The sequence below is a fragment of the Streptomyces sp. NPDC102360 genome, from assembly GCF_044766085.1.
Classification (GTDB): Bacteria; Actinomycetota; Actinomycetes; order Streptomycetales; family Streptomycetaceae; genus Streptomyces.
Genome location: NZ_JBIWLG010000011.1, coordinates 213,601 through 235,182 on the forward strand (window position 1 = coordinate 213,601; position 21,582 = coordinate 235,182).

Here is a 21,582-nt window from a genome sequence, read left to right on the forward strand (position 1 = left end):
TCACGACCCGTGCCTACAGGCCCGTCCATGGAGCGTCATTTGGTCGACGGACCCTCCGTGTCAGGCGTGCCCTCAGAGATTTCCGAGACATCGACGTCGACCTCGCACCCCTTGGGCATCTTGTCGGCGGAGGTCGCGCACTTCGAAGGATCAACCTCGGGCTTGCCCCTGCCCGACTGCTGCTGACTCGACTTCTTCTCGGCCGACGTCGAGCTTCCGGTCGACGGAGTGCTCTCGGAGGAAGCTGAGCAGGCCGCCGAGCCCAACACGACGCACAGGACCAGAACGGCAGAGGCTACGGCGGTGCGAGTACGCATGAAGGCCCTCCTTGCATGGACGCCGGGACGCCCAACTCGTCAGTCGATCCACATGTGTACAGGGGGAATCCGGCATTCAGTAGGCCTGATCACCACCGCTGGGCCTTCAACACGCGCGGTGGGTGCGACGCCGTACGTTACGACCGGTGGTCTACTCCGGTGGCCGGGAGTAGCGCTCCACCGCGGCCCTTGCCGTCGATGTGTCGAGCAGCCGCAGTTCCCACGGGCCGGTGTTGACGTCGAAGTCCTTCCCGAAGCCGACCCACTTGCCCGCCATGCGGCGACCGGTCGGCTCGATCAGCATCTGAATCGCCCCGTGGTAGCGGGCGCCCCGGTAGTAGCCGCCGGTGGCTGTCTGCTCGATCCAGGACCCGGTGACGATGTTCCGGTCCGTCGTGAGGTCGAGGTGCAGGGGGCTGTCGGGGTTGCTGGACGCGCCCGGCAGGGACTCGGCCGTGAGCCGGTTGCCGCGGTGCACGACAAGGACATGGTGCTTGCCCTCGTACGTGGTGTCGCGGCCGGAGGAGTAGAACTCGTAGCGGCTCAGCCAGATCCCCGAATAGTCCGCCGCCTGAGTCTCCTGCGCCGTGTCGGGCGCCCCGGACGCCTCGGTGACACCGGCCGTCCCGGCGTCCATGTCGTGGCCGCCGGCCCCGTCTTCGTGGACACGGGAGGCAGGCACGGCGAGCGCGAACCCGAGGGCTTCGATGGGGCGGCCCGTGAACCTCTGAAGCGCGCGAGCGTAAAGCGGGCGGCACGTGCGGGACTGGCCCGACTCCCACCGCTGCACGAGGCGCTTGCTGGCGTCGTTGGGTTCGCCCAGCTCTTTGCCGGTCTTGCGGAGCCCGTGCGCGAACTCGTCCTGCGAGAGCTGCATGCCGATACGCACGGCACGCAGAACGTCGTTCGTCTGGAACTGTGCTGTGGTGGTCATGGTCCGAGGCTAGCCCGGCACCCCGACCCAATGACACCGGTTTGACGCCTTCGTGCGACGCCGACATGCCGCCTCACCGACGCCCGGAACGACGTCGCCATGGCCGCCGCGCTTCCAGAAGATAAGAGCCATGTCCATCCGAATCAGCGTGTACACGGTGAGAGCCGACGGCAGCCAAACCGCCTTCCGGACCCTGTACGAGGGCGAGGGATCCGACGAGCCGATAGCGACCAGCGTGTTGCCGCCGTGCTCGTGCCCCGACTGTCGCCGACGCGGAGGACGCTCCCCAGGCACCACCACGAATCCCCCATCGCGTGGAGGCACACCAGCATGAGCACCGCCGTGAAGGTCCGCGACCCGAAGACGTTCGTCCCCCAGGACGTATGGGAGCGGCAAGTAGCACTTATTCTGCGGGACCCCGGGATCGGCACCGAAAAGGCCGAGCGCATCTTCGGCCAGACCATCGCCTACTTCGTGACCGCCGGAGAAAACACCGACCTCCTCGTCGGCCCGTCCGTCGAGGTCGACAAGGGCGTCCACTCGTTCATGCTCGACACCGACCTGTGCGTGCAGTGCACGAACGACGGAGGCGGGGACGGCAAGAAGCGCGGCGACGTCGCGTGCGTCAGCGACGACGACAAGGTGAGGGCCGACGGCCGGCCGATGGTTCTTGAGCAGACCGTCAAGGTGATCGAGGCCGCGGGCTTCGCCGTCGACCGCGAGCTGTGGAACATGGGCGCCAAGTGCACCCAATGCCACGCCGGGTGCACCGACGCGCCCAACACAGGCAAGGGCAAGTAGGCAGCAAAGCGCGAGAGTTGGGGCCCGCCCCTCTGCATTCGGGGACGGGCCCCTTCCCCCTGTGAGAGGAACCAACTGCATGTCGCTCGCCGAGACCTGGGACCGCTTCGCCAGGGAGCGCACGCCGCGCCGCGCAGTGAATGCGCGAGGTCAGTCGACGTGGCTCAACTGGACCCAGCACCCGGACCACGGCCCCGACGAGGGCGTTCTCGGAACGCCGTTGCCAGGCCTGAAGGTGTTGGAGCTGGGCTCCGGCAACGGTGACAACCTCGCCCACCTGGCCACGCTCGGCGCCAACTGCACGGGCGTGGACGTCGCCCCGAGACGCGAAGCCGCTGCACGCGAGCGCTGGGGGCACCTGCCCGGCCTGGACTTCCGCACGAACGAGGCCATCGACTACCTGACCACGGAGTCCGCCACGTTCGACGTGGTGCTGTCCATCTTCGGCGCGGTCTGGTTCGTGGACCCCGACGCACTGCTGCCCGTCGTGCGGGCCCGCATGAACGAGGGCGGCACCCTCGCCTTCTCCCATCTCCCGGCCGGAAGCCAGGAACTCAAGCCGGGCAAGGCCGGCATGCGCCACGACCACACACCCGACGAGTGGACCAAGCTCCTGCACCGCCACGACTTCACAGACGTCCACGCCGAGGTCATCGAACCGCCAGCGGTCCACAGCGCAGCAACGATGCTGATCTGGGCAACGGCATAGCCGTTCCTGATCTTCACCGGCTCGACCGTGTGGGCGTCGATGGTGGAGTGGTGGGCCGAGCCAGGCACACAGAACCGGTCAATGAGCCCCAACCGTTCTCTACAATCACGGCGTCAATGCCGTGGCAGTCACGTCCGACCAGGGCCGAGCGCCACGAGTACTGCGAGGACTACCGCGCACACGACCCTCAGCACCCCATCAGCATCCGACGTCCGCATCGGAGGAGCCGAGGAGCGAGTTCGCCGACGACTTTTACAACGTCCTGAAGAAGAAGTTCTGAGCAGTCGGGGGGACTGAATGCGGAGAGCCGTGATTGTGTCCAAAATCGTACTCACGGTCATCGGCACGTGGCTTGCCCTCTTGCTGGCGATCGCCCTGCCGACCCTTCTTCCGGAGCGGTGGGAGTACTACATGATCTCCCCAGCCAGTGCGGGCCTGTGGATGCTTTCCATGCTCGTAGGACCCATCGCAGTCTGCTGGAAACTCCGCTCCTGGATACGGACCGTGCCAGGCGATCCGCCACGACTGGATGCCTGACCAGCGGCCTAGAGAGGCTCCCTCGGCGAGAGGTGGCCTGAGGCCACGGGCCCGGCGTCCAGGTGAGCTGCGATGCGCGCGACGGTCCGTGTGTTGTCCTCGAACAGGTGCGCCTGCATACCCGCCGCCCGCGCCGCCTCGACGTTGACCGCGAGATCGTCGATGAACAGGCAGTTCTCCGGTCGCACGACCAAGCCGCCGCATGCGGCTTCGAACGCTCGCGAGTCGGGCTTCTCGATGCCGATCTCGTGCGAGTAGACGATCTGTTCGACTAGTTCGTCGAAGTGGTAGAGCGCCGTCTCCCGCTCCCTGGCGCCGACAAAGCTGTTGCTCAGGATGCCGAGCCGGCAGCTTCCACGCAGCCCTCGCACATAGTTGATGAGCTCCTCGTTCGGCGTCCCCAGATACTCCGCCCAGAGATCTGCCATGAAGGCTTCGGCCAGAGGGACATCGAGCCCCAGGCGGGCCGACACCTGCTCGTGCACGTCCCGCTCGCTGATACTCCCGACGCCCCCGGCCCGCCACACGTCGTGCATCCGCTCATGAACAGTGCCCAGCGGCAGGCCCAGCCGATCTTCCCACCGTTGCACCCACCCCGTTTCCGGAGTGATCTCCAGTACGCCGCCGATATCGAGAATGACGCAGGAAACAGTCATGCAAGCTCCCCCTCCTCAGGTGTCCACCCCACTCTTCCAACGAGCCGAAGCTAGAGCCGCCGGAAGTAGACCGCCACCGGATTCGGGGTGCAGCCGAGTTGCTCGTACAGGGCCCTGGCGGGTGCGTGGAAGGGGTCGCCGCCGGTGGCGATCTCGACGATCTCCGCTCCGAGCAGGCGCATCCGCTCGAAGGCGTGCTCGCACAGCGCCGCGCCCAGGTGGTGTCGTCGGTGCCGGTGCGAGACCGCGAGGAGCACGATCTGGCCGTGTCGGCGGTCCGGGTCGACGGACCACGCCACGTAGCCCGCGATCTCGCCCGCCGCCTCGGCGACGGCGACGTACGAGTGGCGCTCGGGGGCGTGGAGGCCGGCCACCTGCTGACGGTAGTCGTCGCGCCAACTCCCGTGCTGCACGGTGAAGATGACCTCGCCCATCAAGGGGCGGAAGACGTCCTCGAAGAACGGCCGGAACGTGTCGATGGTCAGGTTGGTGAGCGGAGTCAGGTCGTCGTGGGTGAAGGAGCGAATACGCATCGGAGTGTGCCTTTCGCGCTGAGGGCTGGGACCCGGGAAAAGGTGGGCATGGGTCGGCCCGCTCCCGCCCGAAAGAACGGACGGAGAGTCGGGGCCCTCAGACCCGCGTACGCCAAGCGGCAAAGCACTCCATGGACCGGATCGTAGTGTCCGGCCACACCCATGCGGCCATGCGGTCAACCGTCAGCGGTCAGCGGCCAGCGGTCAGCGGGAGTCGCGCAGCGAACCCACCGTCCGCAGCAGCCGGTCCGCCCGCTCCCGCAGCTCCGGATGCGCGAGCACCGTGTTGCGCAGGCCGCGGACCGGGCGGCGCCAGAGGCGGTGGGCGGCCGCGGCCGGGTGAGGGCGGGTCGCGAAGCCCTCGGCGACCCGGAGTTCGCGGGTCTTGAGCCAGTCCTTGTACTCCTTCTCGCCGCGGCCCCAGTCCATCAGCCGGATCCCCTGGCGGCCCGCCGCCTCGACCATCCGCAGATGCATGAGGAGGCCGGGCGAGTAGTAGCTGAACTCCGGGTCGTACGCGGTGAACCAGGCCGCGAAGACGGTCCTGGACGTCGGGCCGAAGTGGGCCGCCACCGGGCGGTCGCCGGCGTAGATCACCGAGAGGACACCGGTGAAGTGGTCCTCGCGGACCTGGAACAGGTGGTCGGTCAGGTCCACGATCCACGGGCGGGCGAACCGGTCCATGCGGCCGGTGCGGCGGTACTGGGCCGATTTCCAGCGCATCAGCTGGTGCAGGACCGCCGGATCGCGCTCGTCGTAGACGAAGCGCATCTCCCCCACGTTGCGGCTCAGGCGGCGCTCCTTCTTCAGGGTCGTCTTGGCCTGGCCGGGGTACGCCGCCTTCAGCCACTCCGCGTACGTCTCGTGGCTGCCGTCCTTCAGGTCGAGGACGGGTGAGGCGAAGGTTCCGGTGACGTAGCGGCCGAAGGGTCTCTGTTCCTCGACGAGGTGGTCGAACTCGAAGACCGACAGGCCGCAGGCGCGCAGCAGTTGCCGCGTGTCCCAGGTGACTCCGGGCCGGTGCACCAGGGCCTGGCAGTCGGACAGGCCCATGCCGATGGCACGGCCAATGCCGGCGGGCCCCTTCTCGTACGGGAAGAATCCGACGGGTTCGGCGCCCTCGCGCAGCACCGCCACGTGCGCGCGGCCCTTGAACCGGGCGACGCCCTCCGCGAACTCCGGTGACAGGAACGGGTTCTGGAAGTCCGGAGAGTGCTCCATCGTCTCGTGCCAGGCCGTACGCAGGGACGCGCTGAGCTCGTCGGCTCTGTACGTCGTGATGTTCAACGTCGGTTCGCCCGCCCCTCACCGCGGGCGCGTGGTCCACCGGTAACCGGATAGGTGCGTCGATACGTGAGTGTGCCGCTCATGAGCCCCCCTCTTCCCCCAGAGGGCTCAAAGGTCGCGAAACAGTACGCACGCTGTCAAGAGCCCTTCGGGCACTTCGGACACGCAACCGGAAGCTGGGGCCTAGGAGTTGAGCCGCATGTGGACGTGCATGTCGTGCCAGCCGTCCGTGTGGAGCGCCGAGCTGCGGCGGGTGCCCTCCAGTTCGTAGCCGGCCTTGAGCGCCACGCGGCAGGACGGTTCGTTGCGGGTGGAGTGCTGGAGGTCGAGGCGGTGGAAGCCGAGGGCGAACGCCCAGTCCGTGAGCGCGTCCAGGGCCCTGGGGGCCACGGACGCGCCGCGGGCCTCGGGCATCACCCAGTAGGCGACCTCGGCGACGCCGTCCAGGAAGTTGAGCTCGCGCAGTGCCATCCGGCCGAGCGGGGTGTCGTCGGCGGCCCGTGCCACGATCCACTGGGCCGTCTTCTCCTCGCGCCAGCCCGTGTGGGTTTCCGCGACCCAGTCGCGTGCCTCTTCCAGGGAGTCCATGCTGCGGATGTGCCAGTGGCGCAGGGTCGGGTCCTGGAAGGCGTTGTGGACGGCCGGGGCGTCGGCGAACGCCGGTGTGCGCAGGACGAGTTCGGCGTCGGACGAGTGGAGGGTCGGTTGGGGGGTGGAGGAGAGGGAGCCGGGTTCGATGACGGGCTTGGTTACGAAGGGCATGCCCCGCATCATGACCGGACCCGGATCCGCCACGCACCCGGATTCCCACGCCACGGGGCTCCGCCCCGGACCCCGCGCCTCAATCGCCGGCGGGGCTGGAAGATCGGGGCTCCGCCCCGGACCTCGCGGGCTCACGTCGAAAGTGCGGGGCTGGAAAGGCCTGCTCAATCGCCGCAGGGGCTTGAAGTGCGGGGGCTTGAGGAGCGGACCGGGGCCGTTTCCGGGAGACGCCAGATGCAGAGGGCGCTGGCGAGCCCGGCCAGGGCCATGTAGCCGGCCAGATACCAGGGGCGGTCGCCACCCGCGTCGACCAGGAGCGTCGCCACGAAGGGCGACGTACCCGCGAAGATCACGCCGTTGATCTCGCGGACGAAGACAAGGCCGCTGTAGCGGACCTCGGTCGGCAGCGACTCGGCGTAGAACGTGCCGGTGACCGCGAAGATCGAGTTGAGCATCAGGGCGAAGGCGACCGTGATCGCCAGGTAGATGAGCCACGGCTCGCGCGTGTCCACCAGCCAGAAGAACGGGTACGCGAAGAGCGTGATCGCCACCGCCCCACCGATCATCACCGGCTTGCGGCCGACCCGGTCCGAGAGCGCCCCGGCCAGAGGAATCGTGAGGATCGATACCGCCGAGGCGATCGTGATGCCGAGGACCGAGGTGCCGGAGGAGAGGCCCAGCTGGTTGGTGAGGTAGCTGGGCAGGTAGCCCTGGATCGCGTACGAGGCGATGGCGGTGGCGCAGCCGGAGCCGATGAGCAGGGCGATCGCCTTCGGGCGGGTCTTGATCGCGGCCAGGACCGGGAGCTTCTCGCGCTTGCCGCTGTCGCGGGCCTGCTCGAACTGCTCGGTCTCGGGCGCGGCGTTGCGGATCAGCAGCGCGATCACGACCACGAGAGAGCTGGCCAGGAACGGGATGCGCCAGCCCCAGCCGAGGAAGTCGTCCTCGGGGAGCGTCGAGACGGCGGCCACCGCGCCGGAGGCGATGACGACGCCGATGAACTCACCCGCGCCGGGCAGGGAACCGTAGAACCCGCGCTTGCTCTCCTCGGCCGCCTCCGTCGACATGACGTACGCGCCGCCGAGTTCGGCGCCGACGCCGAAGCCCTGCATCATCCGGCAGAACACGAGGAGGATCGGCGCCCAGATGCCGATCTGGTGGTACGTCGGCAGGAAGCCGATGGCGAGCGTGCCGACGCCCATCAGGATCACGGTGAGGATCAGCACCGGGCGGCGGCCGATGCGGTCGCCGAGGTGGGCCAGGACCAGGCCGCCGATGGGGCGCACGGCAAAGCCGAGCCCGAAGGTCGCGAACGAGGCGAGGGTCGCCGCGAACGGCGAGACGTCCGGGAAGAAGACCTTGTTGAAGACGAGCGCGGCCGACGCGCCGAAGAGGAAGAAGTCGTACCACTCGAGGATCGAGCCGACGACGCTCGCGGCCGCGGTGCGCCGCTGGCGGGTGCGGGCGCTCATCGCCTTCGGCGGCGCGGCGCTCTCCTTGTGGGTGGATGCGCTCGTCTTCGGGCTCATCGCACTCCCTTTCGCACTGGTGAGGGTGGGTAGGAGCTCTCGTGTTGCAACATATGCACGCGTGTTGCGCAAGAGCTGCTAATGTTCTTCATGAGCCCAGCGGGATGTCAATGGAGGGACGGCGAATGTCTGGTAAGGCTGTCTGCCTCGGCGAGACCATGGCGCAGGTCACCCCCGCCGACGGCGAGGGGCTCGAGCGGAGCCGGGAGCTGCGGCTCGCGGTCGCCGGCGCCGAGTCGACCGTGGCGCAGTACCTCGCGGACCTCGGGCACGAGGCCGCCTGGGTGAGCCGGGTCGGGGACGATCCGTTCGGGCGGCGGATCGTCGCGGCGGTCGCCTCGCGCGGCGTACGCGTGGACGGGGTGCGCGCCGATCCGGCCGCCCCCACCGGCGTGTACTTCAAGGATCCGGGCCCCGACGGCACGCGCGTGCACTACTACCGGGCGGGCTCGGCCGCGTCCCGGATGACACCGGCCGACGCGGACCGCGTCGACCTGACGGACGTACGGCTGCTGCACCTCACCGGGATCACGCCGGCCCTGTCGGACGGCTGCGCCGAGCTCGTGGACGCGCTCGTGCGACGGGCGGCGGACAGCGGGACACTCGTGTCGTTCGACGTCAACTACCGTCCCGCGCTGTGGAGTTCACGCGATGCGGCGGCGGACGCGCTGCTCGCTCTCGCCCGCCGCGCCGACGTCGTACTCGTCGGGCGCGACGAGGCCGAGACGTTGTGGGACACCGCCACCGCCGAGGACGTACGGGACCACCTCGGGCCGCGCGGCACCCTCGTGGTCAAGGACGGAGACGTGGGGGCCACCGAATTCACCGACACGGGAGCCGAGTTCGTGGCGGCGCCCGCCGTCGACGTCGTCGAGGCAGTCGGCGCGGGGGACGCCTTCGCCGCCGGATACCTGAGCGGGCTGCTGAGCGGCTCCGCGCCGGCCGAGCGGCTCGCGCTCGGGCACCGGCTCGCCGGGCGGACGCTGCGCAGCATCGAGGACTACGTGCCCGCGACCGGCCCGGACCTGCGCGGCGACGACGGAGGCGAAGGCGTCCCCGCCGCCCGCCCCGACACGACCGGCGAAGGACACTGACCCCATGTCACAGACCGTCCGTCGCGCCATCGACATCCTCGAGTTCATCGCCCGCCGCCCGCGCACCCAGACCGAGGTCGGCGAGCACCTCGGCGTGCACCGCTCGACCGCGCTGCGCATCCTGGAGTCCCTGACCGAGGGCGGCCTCGCCCGCCGGCTCCCCGACGGCCGGTACGCGGTCGGGCACCGGCTTGCCGGACTCGCCCACCTCGCCCTGGAACAGTTCGGGCTGAAGGACGTCGCGGGCGAACACCTGCGGCTGCTCGGCGAGCGCTGCGGGCACACCGTGCACCTCGCCGCCCTGGAGGGCGAGCGGATCGTGTACGTCGACAAGGTCGACCCCGTCGACGGCGTGCGCCTCTACTCGCAGATCGGCCGCCCGGTCACCCTGCACACCGCCGGAGTCGCCAAGGCGATCCTCGCGTACGTACCGCGCGAGAGGGCCGACGCGCTGCTCGCCGACTGCGACTTCGCGCCGCACACCAGCACGACGATCACCTCCGCCGGCGCCTACCGAAAGGCCCTCACGGAGACCAGGACCCGCGGCTGGGCCGTCGACGACGGCGAGTACGAGGACTTCGTCAACTGCGTCGCCGTACCCGTACGGGACAGCAGTGGCGAGGTCGTCGCCGCCGCGTCCGTGACCGCGCTCAAGGCCAAGGCGGACCTGGGCGCGCTCGAATCCGACGTACTGCCCGACCTCATGACCACCGCCGACACGATCTCCAAGGAGCTGGGATGGCGTCCGTAACGTTTGATGAGTTGTTCGCCGGGGTGCCGGTCATGGCGATCCTGCGCGGCATGCCCGCCGACAAGTCCGTCGAACTCGCCGTACGCGCATGGGACCTGGGCATCGAGTGCGTCGAGGTCCCCGTGCAGACCGAGGAGGCCGCGCGGGTGCTCGGCGCCGTCGTCGCCGCCGGGGCCGAGCGCGGCAAGCCGGTCGGCGCGGGCACGGTCACCTCCGGTGAGCGGCTCGGGTGGGCGGTGGACGCGGGCGCCGTGTTCACGGTGGCCCCCGGGCTCGACGTGGAGGTGGCGCGGGCGAGCGTCGCGGCGGGGCTGCCGCACTTGCCGGGTGTGGCCACGGCATCGGATGTGCAGGCCGCGCGGGCCATGGGGTTGACCTGGCTCAAGGCGTTTCCGGCGAGTGTGCTCGGGGCGGAGTGGTTCCGGGCGATGCGGGGGCCGTTCCCGGAGGTGCCGTTCGTTGCCACGGGGGGGATGTCGGCGAGGAACGCGGGGGCGTATCTGGAGGCCGGGGCGAAGGTCGTCGCCGTTGGGTCCGCGTTGGAGGACCCGGAGCAACTTGCCTTGCTGGCTGAACTGTTGCGGCCACAGGGGTGAACGACTCGGGGCTCCGCCCCGGACCCCGCTGCTCAATCGCCGCAGGGGCTTGAATACAAGGAGTTACGCCATGAAGATCACCTCGCTCACCACCTACCTCGTCGCTCCCCGTTGGTTGTTCTTGAAGGTGGAGACGGATGACGGGGTCACCGGGTGGGGGGAGCCCGTTGTCGAAGGGCGGGCGCACACCGTCGCCGCCGCCGTCGATGAGTTGAGCGACTACCTCGTCGGGCAGGACCCGCTGCGGATCGAGGACCACTGGCAGGTCATGACGAAGGGCGGGTTCTACCGGGGCGGACCCGTGCTGTCGTCCGCCGTGTCCGGGATCGACCAGGCCCTGTGGGACATCAAGGGCAAGTACCACGGCGTCCCGGTGCACGATCTGCTCGGCGGCGCCGTCCGGGACCGGATGCGGATGTACTCGTGGATCGGCGGCGACGACCCGAGCGAGGCCGCCGAGCACGCGGCGCAGCGCCTCGAACAAGGCTACCGGGCCGTGAAGATGAACGTCGGCGGCAGGATGCGGCACCTGGAGACCTCGCGCGAGATCGACGCGGTCGTCGAGCGCGTCGCCTCCGTGAAGGAGGTGATGGGCCCGGACGGGGACGTCGCCGTCGACTTCCACGGGCGGACGAACCCGGCCCTCGCCAAGCAGCTCGCCCGCGCGCTCGAACCGCTGCGTCCGATGTTCATCGAGGAGCCGCTGCTGCCGGAACTCACGTCGCAGTACGGGGATTTCACGGCCTCGACCGTCATCCCCGTGGCCACCGGTGAACGCCTCTACTCCCGTTGGGACTTCGACCCGGTGCTGCGGTCCGGCATCGCGCTCGCCCAGCCGGACCTGAGCCACGCGGGCGGCATCTCCGAGACCCGGCGGATCGCCGCGCAGGCCGAGGTGCACGGGGTGGGCCTGGCGCCGCACTGTCCGCTCGGGCCGATCGCGCTCGCGGCGTGCCTCCAGGTCGACTTCGCGTCGCCGAACGCGTTCATCCAGGAGACCAGCCTCGGGATCCACTACAACGTGGGCTCCGACCTCGGCGACTACCTCGTCGACCCGTCCGTCTTCGCCTTCGACTCCACGGACGGCCACATGGCGCGGTTGACCGCGCCGGGCCTCGGCGTCGAGGTGGACGAGCAGGCCGTCATCAAGGCGGCCGCCTCCGGCCATCGCTGGCACAACCCGGTGTGGCGCCACGCGGATGGCTCGTTCGCCGAGTGGTGATCACGCCACGGGGCTCCGCCCCGGACCCCGCTGCTCAATCGCCGCAGGGGCTTAAAAGATGCTGCTCAAACGCCGCAGGGGCTTGATCTATCAAGCCCCGCCGGCGATTGAGGCGATCTTTCCAGCCCCGCCGGCGATTGAGGCGCGGGGTCCGGGGCGGAGCCCCGAGGGCGGGGGCCGGTGGGCCGGCTGCTCAATCGCCGCAGAGGCTTGATCACCTGAGCTCCTCCGGGCACGGCGTCCCCCGGGGCAACTGGTACGGCGCCGCGAGGCGGTACGTGCCGGGTTTCGGAGCCAACAGCTCCGTCCACGCGTCACCCGACTCATCCTTCTCGGTCTCGGCCAGACAACCGTGCGCGTTCGTGAACCGCTTGGGAAGGGACCCGTCCGACTCCCGCGCCCGCTTCGACGCCTCCGTCTCCTTGGGCGCGCCCAGGCTCTTCCCCTCGGCGTCGACCACCGACAGCCACGGCGAGTACGGGACGCGGATCAGCACCCGACCGGGCCGGGTCACCTCGATCGTCAGCTCGCCCTGCTCCGCCGCGTCGACGACCGCGTGCGGCTCCGCGAGCGGCGTCGGGTCGGTGACGGCGAACAGCTGCCAGTTGGCGTCGCCCCACACCTGCTTGAGATACGGCAGTCCGCGCTGCACCAGCTGCCGCTCGCGCTCCGCGCCCTTGCCGTCCGGCTCCCCCTTGGGCAGCACCACGTAGTGCACCGCCCAACGCCGCAGCCACTCGCGGTAGTTCGCCGAGTTGAGGGTGTCGTCGTAGAAGAGCGGGTTGCGCTCCATGTCGGCCTGCCGGTTCCAGCCGCGCGCCAGGTTCACGTACGGGGCGAGCGCGGAGGCCTCGCGGTGCGAGCGGGCGGGCACCACCTCGACGCGGCCGTGCTCGGCCCTGACCTCCTGCAATTCGTTGACCAGCGGCGCCAGTTCACGGGCCCAGGAGGCGGCCGGTGTCGTACGCACGACGTCGTCGACCGACTTGAAGCCGATCCACGCGTTGAAGGCGACGAACGCGACTACGAGGACGTACCACTTGCGCGAGCGCTTCACCGTGAACGGCAGCGCGGCCAGCAGCGCGACGCCCGCGAACAGCATCGGGAGCCGGGTGATGTTGGAGCCGATCTGCGAACTGATCAGCCACACCAACAGCACCGACAGGGCGTAGACGGCGGACGTGATCCGCACCGTCACCCACCCCTTGGGCACGAGGACGCACGCGAGGACGCCGTACACCGTCGGCAGCAGCGCCGACCAGAACGACATCGGCTGCGTACCGGAGAACGGGAACAGCCACGCCGAAAGACCGACGACGGCGGCGGGCGCGAGCCCCAGCGCGTACGCCCCCGGCCGTCGCTTCTGAAGGAACAGCGCCACGGCCACCAGGCCCACGAACAGACCCGCCACCGGCGAGCACGCCGTCGCGATCCCGGCCAACGGCGCCGCCACGGCCGCCTTCGCCCAGCGCTTGTAGCGCCAGCGGTACGGCCAGCAGAACACCGCGGCCGTCGCCGCGAGCCCGAACATCATGCCGAGGCCGAACGTGACGCGCCCCGACGCGGCGTTGCAGAGCAGGGCGAAGACGCCGGCGAGGGCCGGCCACAAGGGCTTCGCGACCACCCTCGTACGGATCAGGATCATGGTCAGCAGCGCCGCCGACAGCGTGCCCGCGCCCATCATCGTCGTGCGCACGCCGAACACCGACATCAGATACGGCGAGACCACGCTGTACGAGACCGGGTGCATGCCGCCGTACCAGGCGAGGTTGTACGCGGAATCGGGGTGCCGGCCGACGAACTCGGCCCAGGCATCCTGCGCCGCGAGGTCCCCGCCACTGTTCGCGAAGGTGAAGAACCAGATGAGGTGAAGGAGCGCGGCGGCGACCGTGGCGAGGGTGACGGGGTGCCGGGCGAAACGCTTCAGAGGTGTGCCGGTGTTCGGGGTGTCGGCGCTCGAAGACCCAGCGGATTGCTCGGGGAGCCGTATCCGGGGGCGTATCCGGGGGCGCTCCCTGCCCGACCCGGGCTTCGCGTCGTCGGCGCGCGTCGGCCTCGTTGTGGCCACTCCCTACACTCCCGTTTACCCGTGTGCCGTTGTGAATGAACGGGTGGGCGTCCCCCGCCTGCCCGGTCTCGCGACGCTAGCACGGCGTTCGCGGACGGGCGCCGTGGGAGACCGACGGGCATCGGCCTCCCACGAGCGGAATCCGGCGGTCAGCCGACGCGGGTCAGCTTCGCGCCGAATCCGGGTTCGGTGAGGCCCTTCTGGAGGGCCACCGGCACCTCCACGGCGCCGCCCTCACCGTCGCCGACCTCGAGCACGCCGACCGTGTCACCCGCCTTGCCGGTGTGCGGCACGGACTTGCCGTCCTGGTCGGAGAGTTGCAGGTGGACGGTCTTGCCGGCCCAGCCGACGGCCTTGACGTCCTTCGTGACCGTGACCGGGGTGCGCCCGCCGAGCTGGTCGTCGACGTAACCGACGACATCGCCCTTCTTCAGGACCGTCGACGAGGTGACGGCGTCCTGGGCGGCGAGCATCGCGGTCTTGCTGACCGCGTTCACCGTGTCGATGATCGGCGCCTTGTGCTGGCCGAGGACCGCGCCGACGACCGTGACGGTCGAGCCGCCCGCGTCCTTGGTGGCGGCGAAGAGCAGGTTGCCGCCGGCCTTGGTCGTGGTGCCGGTCTTGATGCCGATGGCGCCGTCGTAGGGCACCAGGCGGTTGTAGTTGGTCCACTTCTTGCCGGACGGGTCGGTCCAGGTGGGCAACTTGGTGATGTCGGTCAGCGCGGGAATCTGCACCAACTCGTTCCCCAGCTTCACCTGGTCCTCGGCGGTGGAGACGGTGCTCTCCTTGAGGCCGGAGGGGTCGGTGTAGGTGGTGTTCTTCATCCCCAGCTTCTTGGCGGTGGCGTTCATCTTCTTGACGAACGCCTCCTCGGAACCGGCGTCCCAACGGGCCAGCAGGCGCGCGATGTTGTTCGCGGACGGGATCATGACCGCCGCGAGCGCGTCCTTCTGGGAGATCTTGTCGCCCTCCTTGACGGTGTTGAGCGTCGACTCGTTCTGCCCGTCGGCGTCGTAGCCGCCTTCCTTCTCGGCGGTGGCGTCGACGGTGATACCGGGGCCGTCGTCACCCGCCTTCAGCGGGTGGTCCTTCAGCACGAGGTACGCGGTCATGGACTTGGCGACGGACCCGACGGGCACGGGTGTCTGCTTGCCGAAGTTGTCCATCGTCCCGATGCCCTGGACGTCCATCCAGCCCTGGCCCTCGCCGGGCCACGGCAGGGACGCCTTGTCGCCGTCGAAGCTGTACGTGGCGTCGGTGGTGAGCGAGAGGGACGGCGTCGGCAGCGGGCGGACGGCCTGGATGACCCCGAACACGATGACCAGCAGGATGACGAGCGGCGTCCACACCTTGACCCGGCGCACCGCGGTACGGACGCGGGTCTCCGCGGGTGGCGGGGTGTTGGTCAGCTCGGCGAGCAGGTCCAGCGGGGGCTTCGGCGGCAACGGCTGCTGGGTCGTCCGCTCGGCCGGCTCGACTGTGGGCTGCTCGGCCTCGGGCGGCAGCTCCTTACCCGCGCCCTTGCCCTCGTCAAGCCCCTTGAGCGGCACGAACTTACTGCTCTTGGCCGTTCCGGCCGCCTTGAGCGTGGTGGTCGGCTGGTCCACGGGCTGCGACACAGCCTTGAAGACAGCCGTCTCCTGATCAGCCCCCCGACTCCCCACACCACCCGACGCGCCACCGCCCTCACGGTCCGACTTGGCGTCCGGCTCGACGTCACCCTTGGCGTCGGCCTTGGCGTCCGGCTTGGCGTCGGCCTTGGCGTCCGGCTTGGCATCGGCCTTACCGTCGGCCTTCGCTTCCGGCTTGGCGTCGGCCGTGGCGGCCGACTTGGCACCGGCCTTGCCGTCCGGCTTCGCACCGGCCTTACCGTCTGCCTTCGCTTCCGGCTCGGCGTCACTCTTGCCGTCGGCGCTGTCGGCCGGCTCGGCGTCAGCCGTGCCGCCACCCTTGCCGTCCGGCTTGGCACCGGACGTGCCGTCGGCCTTCGCGTCCGGCTCGGCGTCAGCCGTGGCGGCCGACTTGGCGGCCGCCTTGGCACCGTCCTTGCCGGCCGGCTCGACCTCACTCTTGCCGGCGACGCTGCCGGCCGCCTTGGCGTCAGCCGTGCCGCCACCCTTGCCATCGGCGCTGTCGGCCGGCTCGGCGTCGGCCTTCGCGTCCGGCTTGGCGTCGGCGGCGTCGGCGCTGTCGGCCAGTTCGTCACCCTTGGCGTCCGCCGTGTCGTCGGACTTGGCGTCCGCCGTGGCGTCGGCGCTGCCAGTCGGCTTGGCGTCGGCCGTGGGCTCCGGCTTGGTGGCCGGCGTGTCGTCGGACTTGTTGCCGGCCTCAGCGGCCTGCTTCCTGTCGTCCTGGGTGTCGGCCTTGGCTACGGGCTTGTCGTCGTCCTGGGAGCCGGACTCGCCATCCGCCTGGACGTCGTCCTCGGGACCGGTTTCGGTGTCGGACTCGGCGTCGGCGGTCGGCTTCCCGCCGCCCTCGGCGCCCGGCTTGCCGGTCGGCTGTGCATCGTCCTGGGGGCCGATTTCGGTGTCGGGCTTGGCGTCCGCCTCGGCGACCGGCTTGGCGTCGCCGTGGGCATCGCCCCCGGCGGTCGTCTGCGCGTCCGCCTTGGCGTCGTCCTTGGCGGACGGCTCCCCGTCAGCCGTTGGCTCCGCCTCATCCTTGGCGGCCGGCTTCTCGTCGCCGTGGGTGTCGCCCCTGGCGCCCGCGTCGGCATCGGCCGTCGCGGCCGGTGCCCCATCACTGCGGGCGTCGCCATCGGCGTCCGCGGACCCGGCCTCCACCTCACCCGCCGGATTTGCAATTGCAGACGCATCGGCGGAGCCGTCGTCGCCTGCCACCCAGGCCGCCACGGCCGCCCGCAGACGCTCGTCGCCCGAGTCCGACGCGTCCGGATCCGGGGCCTCGCCGGCCGCGTCGCGGACCGAGAACACCGCCGTCTCCTGGTCCACGCCGGACGGCTCCCGCGACACCGCGAGACGCGGATCCTCCGGAGCCGGGCCTCCCGACGCCTTGTGCTCTCCCGACCTGTCGGGGGTCCCCGCCACCGATGCCTCCTCGACCGAATGAACCACTCAACCGCTTGTCGCCGGACAGACCAGCCCTGTCCGAACCATGTACCAGTGTCCTGTGTGGGGGCCTGGCCCACGTGGTAGACGAGAACGACATACCTAGAGGTTCCCGCCCAAACCCCCCACGCACTCTCGACAGACCAATGTGAGAGGGGTCACCCTGTCATTCATCCACGCGGGGAGGCATGGATGGGCAGGAGCCGCAGAACACTTCCGGAGGAGCTTCTGCTGCTCGCTCTGGACCCGGCCACGGGTACCACAGCGCAGCCGCAGTCGCTCGACCTAGGTCTGGCCGGAGCACAGCTAGTAGAGCTGGCGCTGGCCGGACGGATAGCCCCAGACGGGGATCGTATCGCCGTGGTGGCACCACGGCCGACCGGAGATCCGACTCTGGACTGCGCGTTGGAGTTGCTGCGAAGGCGTGGCGCTCCCGTACGGGCCGTCCACTGGATAGGCGGGCCACGCCTTGGCCTGCGACAGACCTACCTCTCGCACCTGGAGCGGTGCGGCATGGTTCATGCCGTGGCCGGACAGATGTGCGGGGTGCTGCCGACGACTCGCTACCAGGCGACGGAGTCGGCGGTCAGCCGGGAGATCAGGGCCCGGCTGGACAGCGCGATCCGCACCGGGGTCCCACCGGACCCACGGACCGCGGCGCTCGCCGCCCTGGCCCATGCGGTCGGACTCGGCAAGCACCTGTATCCGGGCAACGAGGGCAGGTCCTCACGCTCCCGGCTGCGGGACCTGATCAGGCACGACCCGATGGGCGGCCTCGTGGCGCACGCCGTGATGGACGTCCAGAACGGTGTGGCGGTACAGCCACGCCGCTCACCGGCCCCTTCGGCGGGTCGGGCCGCACCGGAGCCCGCACGCGGCGTTCCGATGCAGCCACGCCGCGGTTCCATGGCTCGCGCCGTGGCCCATTAGGCGAACCGCACCACCAGCACCACCCGTAGCACCACAGCGCCGCACCGTAGTCCCCAAGAACCGGTCCGGGAGCCGCTGTACCGCGCGGGGTGATGCGCCGGGCGTGAGGACGACGCCCCGGCACGTCGCCCCGCGCGGTCGCGTTTGCGCTGCGTAGGAGGCACGTGCAACCCGCATGTGCGTCCCGCGCACATCCGCCGTTTCCCAGCGCAGGGCCGCCTCGGGGTGGCAATCTGCTCAGCAGTAGACACGCAACGTATGCAGATCAAAGAAATGCACGTAGCCGGAGGTGCACGTCCGTGGCGTCCAACGTCAATCCCACCGTCAGGCGACGCCGGTTGGGCCAGGAGCTGCGCCGGCTCCGTGAACTCAAGGGCATGACCGCCGAAGAGGTCGCCGAGCGCCTGCTGGTCTCGCAGTCGAAGATCAGCCGCCTGGAGAACGGGCGGCGCAGCATCAGCCAGCGCGACGTACGCGACCTGTGCGGGGTGTACGAGGTCGAGGACCACCGGGTCATCGATTCCCTGATGCAAATGGCCAAGGATTCGCGCCAGCAAGGCTGGTGGCACTCCTTCGGCGACATCCCGTACAGCGTCTACATCGGCCTGGAGACCGACGCGGCGTCGCTGCGCGTGTACGAGTCGCAGTGCATCCCGGGTCTGCTCCAGACCCGCGGTTACGCGGAGGCGCTGATCCAGGGCGCGATGCCCGAGGCCTCGCAGACCGACGTCGAGAAGCGCGTGCAGGTCCGCATCCGCCGCCAGGAGCGGGTCAACGACGAGGCCAACTCGCTGCGTCTGTGGGTGGTTCTGGACGAGGCGGCGCTGCGCCGTGCCGTCGGCGGGTCCGCGGTGATGCGCGAGCAGCTGGAGCACCTCGCGGAGGTGTCCGGGCTCCCCCACGTCACCGTGCAGGTGCTGCCCTTCGATATGGGCGCGCACCCGGGGATCACGGGGCAGTACGCGATTCTCGAGTTCCCCGACGCGGCGGACTCCAGCGTCGTCTACATCGAGGGCGTCACCAGTGACCTCTACCTGGAGAAGACGCAGGACGTACAGAAGTACAGCGTCATGTACGAGCATCTGCGCGCGCAGGCGCTGAACGTGGAACAGTCCCGGCAGTTCATCCTGGAAGCCGCGAAGCGGCACACACGCTGAGGGCCGACTCGCACACCCGAAGGACCGAATCGCGCATCCGAAAACCCAACTCGCGTAACGGACCGCAGAGTTCAGGCCTCCGATCCAGGCCCCGCCCGTGGGAAAGCCCCGCACGGTACACCTTTCCCACGGGCCGATGGAAGACCCGCCTGGAATATGCCATCCGGTCGAGTGAATGGCCCCACCGCCGCCCCCGGTCGGCGAGTAGCGTCGATCACGCCAACAACCGACAAGGTGATTGGCGCAAAGCTGCGGCAAGTCCGCGGCCCAGCAAGGGATCAATGGCCAGACCGGAGCAGATCATGGCAATCACCAAGGGCGCACAGCCCACCTGGATCAAGTCCTCGTACTCGGCAGGGAACGGCGCGTGCGTGGAGATCAAGTCTCCCGCGGCCCACGCCGTGGACGTACGCGACTCCAAGGACCCGCAGGGTCCGAACCTGGCGTTCGCGCCGGCTTCGTGGAGCGCCTTCGTCACGGAGATGAGCAGGGTCGACAGCTGACCCGCTGCAAACTCCGTGAGACAACCGAACACGCAACACAGCAGTACGCACAACCGCAGTACGCAACACAGTTACACGCAACACAGCACCACTGATGGAGCCCTCTCGACTGGTCCGCCGTCCTGGCCGAGGGGGCTCGGCGCTGTCCGGAGTCAGTGGCGGTCGCTCAGCGCAGTTGATCCACGTACAGGTCCGTACCCGGCACCGTCGGAATGAACGGTGCCACCAGTTCCACCCGGCCGAGGCCCGATGCCGCCACCACGTCGCCCAGGCCCGTGAAGTGGTCCTGCCAGCACTCGCGCGGGTCGGACTGCAGGAACCAGAGCAGGGTGAGCCGGGTGTCAACGCCCTCGACCTGCTTCACGTACGTCATCCTGTCCCCCGGCAGCGGTGTCGGGCGGAAGACCGTGACCATCGCGGCGGGCGAACCGGCGAGCCGCCGCGGCAGGTGCTCGGTGCGCAGCCAGTCCAGCAACTCCGCGCGCTGCTCCGGACCTTCGGAGTCGATCACCTCGACGACGAGACCTTGGTACGGGTGGTCGAGCGCATGGAAGTCGCGCGGCCCCTCGTCCCCGTCCCGGTACACGGTCGCCTCGTGGTCCTGGAACGACGTGAAGACGTGTGTGCGGTCCTGGTGGACGCGGTCGTCCCGGTTGAGCCGCTTGTTGATGCCGACGGTCCACTTCATGTGGTCGGCGTAGCGGCCCTCGGTGATCCAGTACGTGGAGATGTAGCAGCCCGCCGTGACCGGCTCGGCGACCGCCGACTTCTCGGGATAGCGCAGGAGCTGGAGGTCGCGGGTGGCGACCCAGCGGCGCCCCGCGTACATCCACGGCATGGCCATGGCGCCGGCGTAGTAGTGGTCGTCCTCGTACCAGCGGTTGTAGGCGTGTTCACGGCCCGGATGCGGTTCGACCATGGTGATCAGGGCGTGTCCCGGACGCACGCCGTACGGCCCGACGGCCGCCAGTTCCGCGTACGTCTCGCTGTGCGTGTCCTCGTGCGTGTCCGCCATGCCGCTCACCCTCTGCCCTCTCGCGCAAGCCTTCCATCTCCCGTTCGACGCCCATACTCTGACGCCCCGTCAGACAGAACGCCAGAGCCGGGAGGCGAACCGATGGTGAATGCGGAACTGCTTGCGGGGAAGACCGTGATCGTCTCCGGTGTGGGGGCGGGGCTCGGCCGCCAGGTGGTGGAGGCCGTGCTGCGCGACGGCGGGAACGCGGTGCTCGGGGCGCGAACCGAGTCCCATCTCGCGGCCTGCGCACAGGAGTTGGACCCGGAGGGCAAGCGGACCGCGTTCCGCTCCACCGACATCGGCGACGAGGCGCAGTGCGAGGCGCTGGCGGATCTCGCGGTCGAGCGGTTCGGGGGCGTGGACGCGGTCGTCCATGTGGCGGCCTGGGACAGCTACTTCGGCGGTCTCCAGGACGCCGACTTCGCGTCCTGGAGCAAGGTCATCGATGTGAACCTGCTCGGCGCGCTGCGGATGACCCGCGCCTGCCTGCCCGCCCTCAAGGAGCGCGGCGGCTCAGTTGTCTTCATCGGGACGCAGTCCGCGATCGCGGCGCCCTCCCAGGTCCGGCAGGCGGCGTACGCGGCGTCGAAGGGCGCCCTGACGAGCGCCATGTACTCGCTGGCGCGGGAGGTCGGCCCGCACCGGGTCCGGGTGAACACCGTGCTGCCCGGCTGGATGTGGGGGCCGCCCGTACAGGCCTACGTCCAGATCACCGCGCAGACCGAGGGGGTGCCCGAGGACGAGGTGCTCGGGCGGCTCACCGAGCGGATGGCGCTGCCGGACCTCGCGACGGACGGCGACGTGGCGGACGCGGCGGTCTTCCTCGCCTCCGACCGGGCGCGCGCGATCACCGGCCAGCAGCTCCTGGTGAACGCGGGAGAACTCATGCGGTAACCGCTCCCCTCGGGCCACCTGCCGATACCGCAGGTCAGCGAGGGGGAACCGCCCTCTCCCCGAGTTCCGCCACGTTCTGAATTCTGTCCGGGGTTCATATCCATGACTGCAGAACCCTTGACCGGCCCCAAGCGCGGAGGTTCAATCCCCCACGTCCCCAACACCCTTACCGGGGGCAACCGTTGTGCAGCGGAACCCCTGGAGGGGCAC

General features: G+C 69.7%; 20 protein-coding genes. 10 read left to right on the top strand and 10 right to left on the bottom strand.

What is annotated here, in order from left to right; genetic code table 11:
* Positions 1-35: 35 nt before the first annotated feature.
* Positions 36-317, bottom strand: coding sequence for a hypothetical protein (locus ACIRHA_RS33940; RefSeq protein ID WP_403853828.1), 282 nt, complete (start codon positions 315-317; stop codon positions 36-38).
* Positions 318-468: 151 nt separating this feature from the next.
* Entirely contained in the window at positions 469-1,251 is a 783-nt protein-coding gene (locus ACIRHA_RS33945; protein WP_403853830.1) for an XRE family transcriptional regulator, read from the bottom strand.
* Positions 1,252-1,581: 330 nt separating this feature from the next.
* Here ACIRHA_RS33945 and ACIRHA_RS33950 point away from each other — a divergent pair, with 330 nt between their 5' ends.
* Both ACIRHA_RS33950 and ACIRHA_RS33955 read left to right on the top strand, forming a co-directional pair.
* Positions 1,582-2,052: a hypothetical protein gene (locus ACIRHA_RS33950; protein WP_403853832.1), complete on the top strand. Its 471-nt coding sequence runs from the start codon at positions 1,582-1,584 to the stop codon at positions 2,050-2,052.
* Between the two features lie 79 nt (positions 2,053-2,131).
* On the top strand, positions 2,132-2,761 hold the full coding sequence (locus tag ACIRHA_RS33955; RefSeq protein WP_403853834.1) for a class I SAM-dependent methyltransferase: 630 nt from the start codon (positions 2,132-2,134) through the stop codon (positions 2,759-2,761).
* 545 nt (positions 2,762-3,306) lie between these two features.
* On the opposite strand, the gene ACIRHA_RS33960 is transcribed toward ACIRHA_RS33955, so the two are convergent.
* The 5 genes from ACIRHA_RS33960 to ACIRHA_RS33980 form a co-directional block, all read right to left on the bottom strand.
* Positions 3,307-3,954 carry an HAD family hydrolase gene (locus ACIRHA_RS33960; protein WP_403853836.1) on the bottom strand — a complete coding sequence of 216 codons (648 nt, stop codon included), beginning with the start codon at positions 3,952-3,954 and terminating at the stop codon, positions 3,307-3,309.
* A gap of 50 nt (positions 3,955-4,004) precedes the next feature.
* Positions 4,005-4,487: a GNAT family N-acetyltransferase gene (locus ACIRHA_RS33965; RefSeq protein ID WP_403853838.1), complete on the bottom strand. Its 483-nt coding sequence runs from the start codon at positions 4,485-4,487 to the stop codon at positions 4,005-4,007.
* A gap of 204 nt (positions 4,488-4,691) precedes the next feature.
* On the bottom strand, positions 4,692-5,774 hold the full coding sequence (locus tag ACIRHA_RS33970; protein ID WP_403853840.1) for a GNAT family N-acetyltransferase: 1,083 nt from the start codon (positions 5,772-5,774) through the stop codon (positions 4,692-4,694).
* Positions 5,775-5,957: 183 nt separating this feature from the next.
* On the bottom strand, positions 5,958-6,536 hold the full coding sequence (locus tag ACIRHA_RS33975; protein WP_403853842.1) for a GNAT family N-acetyltransferase: 579 nt from the start codon (positions 6,534-6,536) through the stop codon (positions 5,958-5,960).
* Positions 6,537-6,700: 164 nt separating this feature from the next.
* On the bottom strand, positions 6,701-8,065 hold the full coding sequence (locus tag ACIRHA_RS33980; protein ID WP_403853844.1) for an MFS transporter: 1,365 nt from the start codon (positions 8,063-8,065) through the stop codon (positions 6,701-6,703).
* Between the two features lie 125 nt (positions 8,066-8,190).
* On the opposite strand from ACIRHA_RS33980, the gene ACIRHA_RS33985 reads away from it, so the two are divergent.
* The 4 genes from ACIRHA_RS33985 (at position 8,191) to dgoD (ending at position 11,728) form a co-directional block, all read left to right on the top strand.
* Positions 8,191-9,159, top strand: a complete 969-nt coding sequence (locus tag ACIRHA_RS33985; RefSeq protein WP_403853846.1) for a sugar kinase — start codon at positions 8,191-8,193, stop codon at positions 9,157-9,159.
* A 4-nt stretch (positions 9,160-9,163) separates the two neighbouring features.
* Positions 9,164-9,910, top strand: coding sequence for an IclR family transcriptional regulator (locus ACIRHA_RS33990; RefSeq protein ID WP_403853848.1), 747 nt, complete (start codon positions 9,164-9,166; stop codon positions 9,908-9,910).
* Complete coding sequence (locus ACIRHA_RS33995; protein ID WP_403853850.1) at positions 9,898-10,506, top strand: bifunctional 4-hydroxy-2-oxoglutarate aldolase/2-dehydro-3-deoxy-phosphogluconate aldolase; 609 nt, start codon at positions 9,898-9,900, stop codon at positions 10,504-10,506. The genes ACIRHA_RS33990 and ACIRHA_RS33995 overlap by 13 nt, the downstream gene beginning before the upstream one ends.
* A 70-nt stretch (positions 10,507-10,576) precedes the next feature.
* Positions 10,577-11,728 carry a galactonate dehydratase gene (gene dgoD, locus ACIRHA_RS34000; RefSeq protein WP_403853852.1) on the top strand — a complete coding sequence of 384 codons (1,152 nt, stop codon included), beginning with the start codon at positions 10,577-10,579 and terminating at the stop codon, positions 11,726-11,728.
* A gap of 214 nt (positions 11,729-11,942) precedes the next feature.
* On the opposite strand, the gene ACIRHA_RS34005 is transcribed toward dgoD, so the two are convergent.
* Together ACIRHA_RS34005 and ACIRHA_RS34010 are read right to left on the bottom strand one after the other, a co-directional pair.
* On the bottom strand, positions 11,943-13,796 hold the full coding sequence (locus ACIRHA_RS34005) for an MFS transporter (RefSeq protein ID WP_403853854.1): 1,854 nt from the start codon (positions 13,794-13,796) through the stop codon (positions 11,943-11,945).
* Between the two features lie 149 nt (positions 13,797-13,945).
* Positions 13,946-16,849: a D-alanyl-D-alanine carboxypeptidase gene (locus ACIRHA_RS34010; RefSeq protein ID WP_403853856.1), complete on the bottom strand. Its 2,904-nt coding sequence runs from the start codon at positions 16,847-16,849 to the stop codon at positions 13,946-13,948.
* Between the two features lie 213 nt (positions 16,850-17,062).
* Here ACIRHA_RS34010 and ACIRHA_RS34015 point away from each other — a divergent pair, with 213 nt between their 5' ends.
* From ACIRHA_RS34015 to ACIRHA_RS34025, 3 genes are all read left to right on the top strand, one after another.
* A complete protein-coding gene (locus ACIRHA_RS34015; RefSeq protein ID WP_403853858.1) occupies positions 17,063-17,800 on the top strand; it encodes a GPP34 family phosphoprotein in 738 nt (245 codons plus the stop codon).
* A 299-nt stretch (positions 17,801-18,099) separates the two neighbouring features.
* Positions 18,100-18,957 (top strand): helix-turn-helix domain-containing protein, encoded by an 858-nt coding sequence (locus tag ACIRHA_RS34020; protein WP_403853860.1) that lies wholly within the window; start codon positions 18,100-18,102, stop codon positions 18,955-18,957.
* A 302-nt stretch (positions 18,958-19,259) separates the two neighbouring features.
* Positions 19,260-19,460 (top strand): DUF397 domain-containing protein, encoded by a 201-nt coding sequence (locus ACIRHA_RS34025; RefSeq protein WP_327662890.1) that lies wholly within the window; start codon positions 19,260-19,262, stop codon positions 19,458-19,460.
* A gap of 166 nt (positions 19,461-19,626) precedes the next feature.
* On the opposite strand, the gene ACIRHA_RS34030 is transcribed toward ACIRHA_RS34025, so the two are convergent.
* Positions 19,627-20,475, bottom strand: a complete 849-nt coding sequence (locus ACIRHA_RS34030) for a hypothetical protein (protein ID WP_403853862.1) — start codon at positions 20,473-20,475, stop codon at positions 19,627-19,629.
* Positions 20,476-20,577: 102 nt separating this feature from the next.
* On the opposite strand from ACIRHA_RS34030, the gene ACIRHA_RS34035 reads away from it, so the two are divergent.
* Positions 20,578-21,372 carry an SDR family oxidoreductase gene (locus ACIRHA_RS34035; RefSeq protein ID WP_403853864.1) on the top strand — a complete coding sequence of 265 codons (795 nt, stop codon included), beginning with the start codon at positions 20,578-20,580 and terminating at the stop codon, positions 21,370-21,372.
* The last annotated feature ends 210 nt before the right edge of the window (positions 21,373-21,582 follow it).

What these genes read in the sequence shown, in the direction of transcription:
- ACIRHA_RS33940 (WP_403853828.1), bottom strand. Translation starts at nt 317, where the DNA reads ATGCGTACTCGCACCGCCGTAGCCTCTGCCGTTCTGGTCCTGTGCGTC.
- ACIRHA_RS33945 (WP_403853830.1), bottom strand. Translation starts at nt 1,251, where the DNA reads ATGACCACCACAGCACAGTTCCAGACGAACGACGTTCTGCGTGCCGTG.
- ACIRHA_RS33950 (WP_403853832.1), top strand. Translation starts at nt 1,582, where the DNA reads ATGAGCACCGCCGTGAAGGTCCGCGACCCGAAGACGTTCGTCCCCCAG.
- ACIRHA_RS33955 (WP_403853834.1), top strand. Translation starts at nt 2,132, where the DNA reads ATGTCGCTCGCCGAGACCTGGGACCGCTTCGCCAGGGAGCGCACGCCG.
- ACIRHA_RS33960 (WP_403853836.1), bottom strand. Translation starts at nt 3,954, where the DNA reads ATGACTGTTTCCTGCGTCATTCTCGATATCGGCGGCGTACTGGAGATC.
- ACIRHA_RS33965 (WP_403853838.1), bottom strand. Translation starts at nt 4,487, where the DNA reads ATGCGTATTCGCTCCTTCACCCACGACGACCTGACTCCGCTCACCAAC.
- ACIRHA_RS33975 (WP_403853842.1), bottom strand. Translation starts at nt 6,536, where the DNA reads ATGCCCTTCGTAACCAAGCCCGTCATCGAACCCGGCTCCCTCTCCTCC.
- ACIRHA_RS33980 (WP_403853844.1), bottom strand. Translation starts at nt 8,065, where the DNA reads ATGAGCCCGAAGACGAGCGCATCCACCCACAAGGAGAGCGCCGCGCCG.
- ACIRHA_RS33985 (WP_403853846.1), top strand. Translation starts at nt 8,191, where the DNA reads ATGTCTGGTAAGGCTGTCTGCCTCGGCGAGACCATGGCGCAGGTCACC.
- ACIRHA_RS33990 (WP_403853848.1), top strand. Translation starts at nt 9,164, where the DNA reads ATGTCACAGACCGTCCGTCGCGCCATCGACATCCTCGAGTTCATCGCC.
- ACIRHA_RS33995 (WP_403853850.1), top strand. Translation starts at nt 9,898, where the DNA reads ATGGCGTCCGTAACGTTTGATGAGTTGTTCGCCGGGGTGCCGGTCATG.
- dgoD (WP_403853852.1), top strand. Translation starts at nt 10,577, where the DNA reads ATGAAGATCACCTCGCTCACCACCTACCTCGTCGCTCCCCGTTGGTTG.
- ACIRHA_RS34015 (WP_403853858.1), top strand. Translation starts at nt 17,063, where the DNA reads ATGGGCAGGAGCCGCAGAACACTTCCGGAGGAGCTTCTGCTGCTCGCT.
- ACIRHA_RS34025 (WP_327662890.1), top strand. Translation starts at nt 19,260, where the DNA reads ATGGCAATCACCAAGGGCGCACAGCCCACCTGGATCAAGTCCTCGTAC.
- ACIRHA_RS34030 (WP_403853862.1), bottom strand. Translation starts at nt 20,475, where the DNA reads ATGGCGGACACGCACGAGGACACGCACAGCGAGACGTACGCGGAACTG.
- ACIRHA_RS34035 (WP_403853864.1), top strand. Translation starts at nt 20,578, where the DNA reads ATGGTGAATGCGGAACTGCTTGCGGGGAAGACCGTGATCGTCTCCGGT.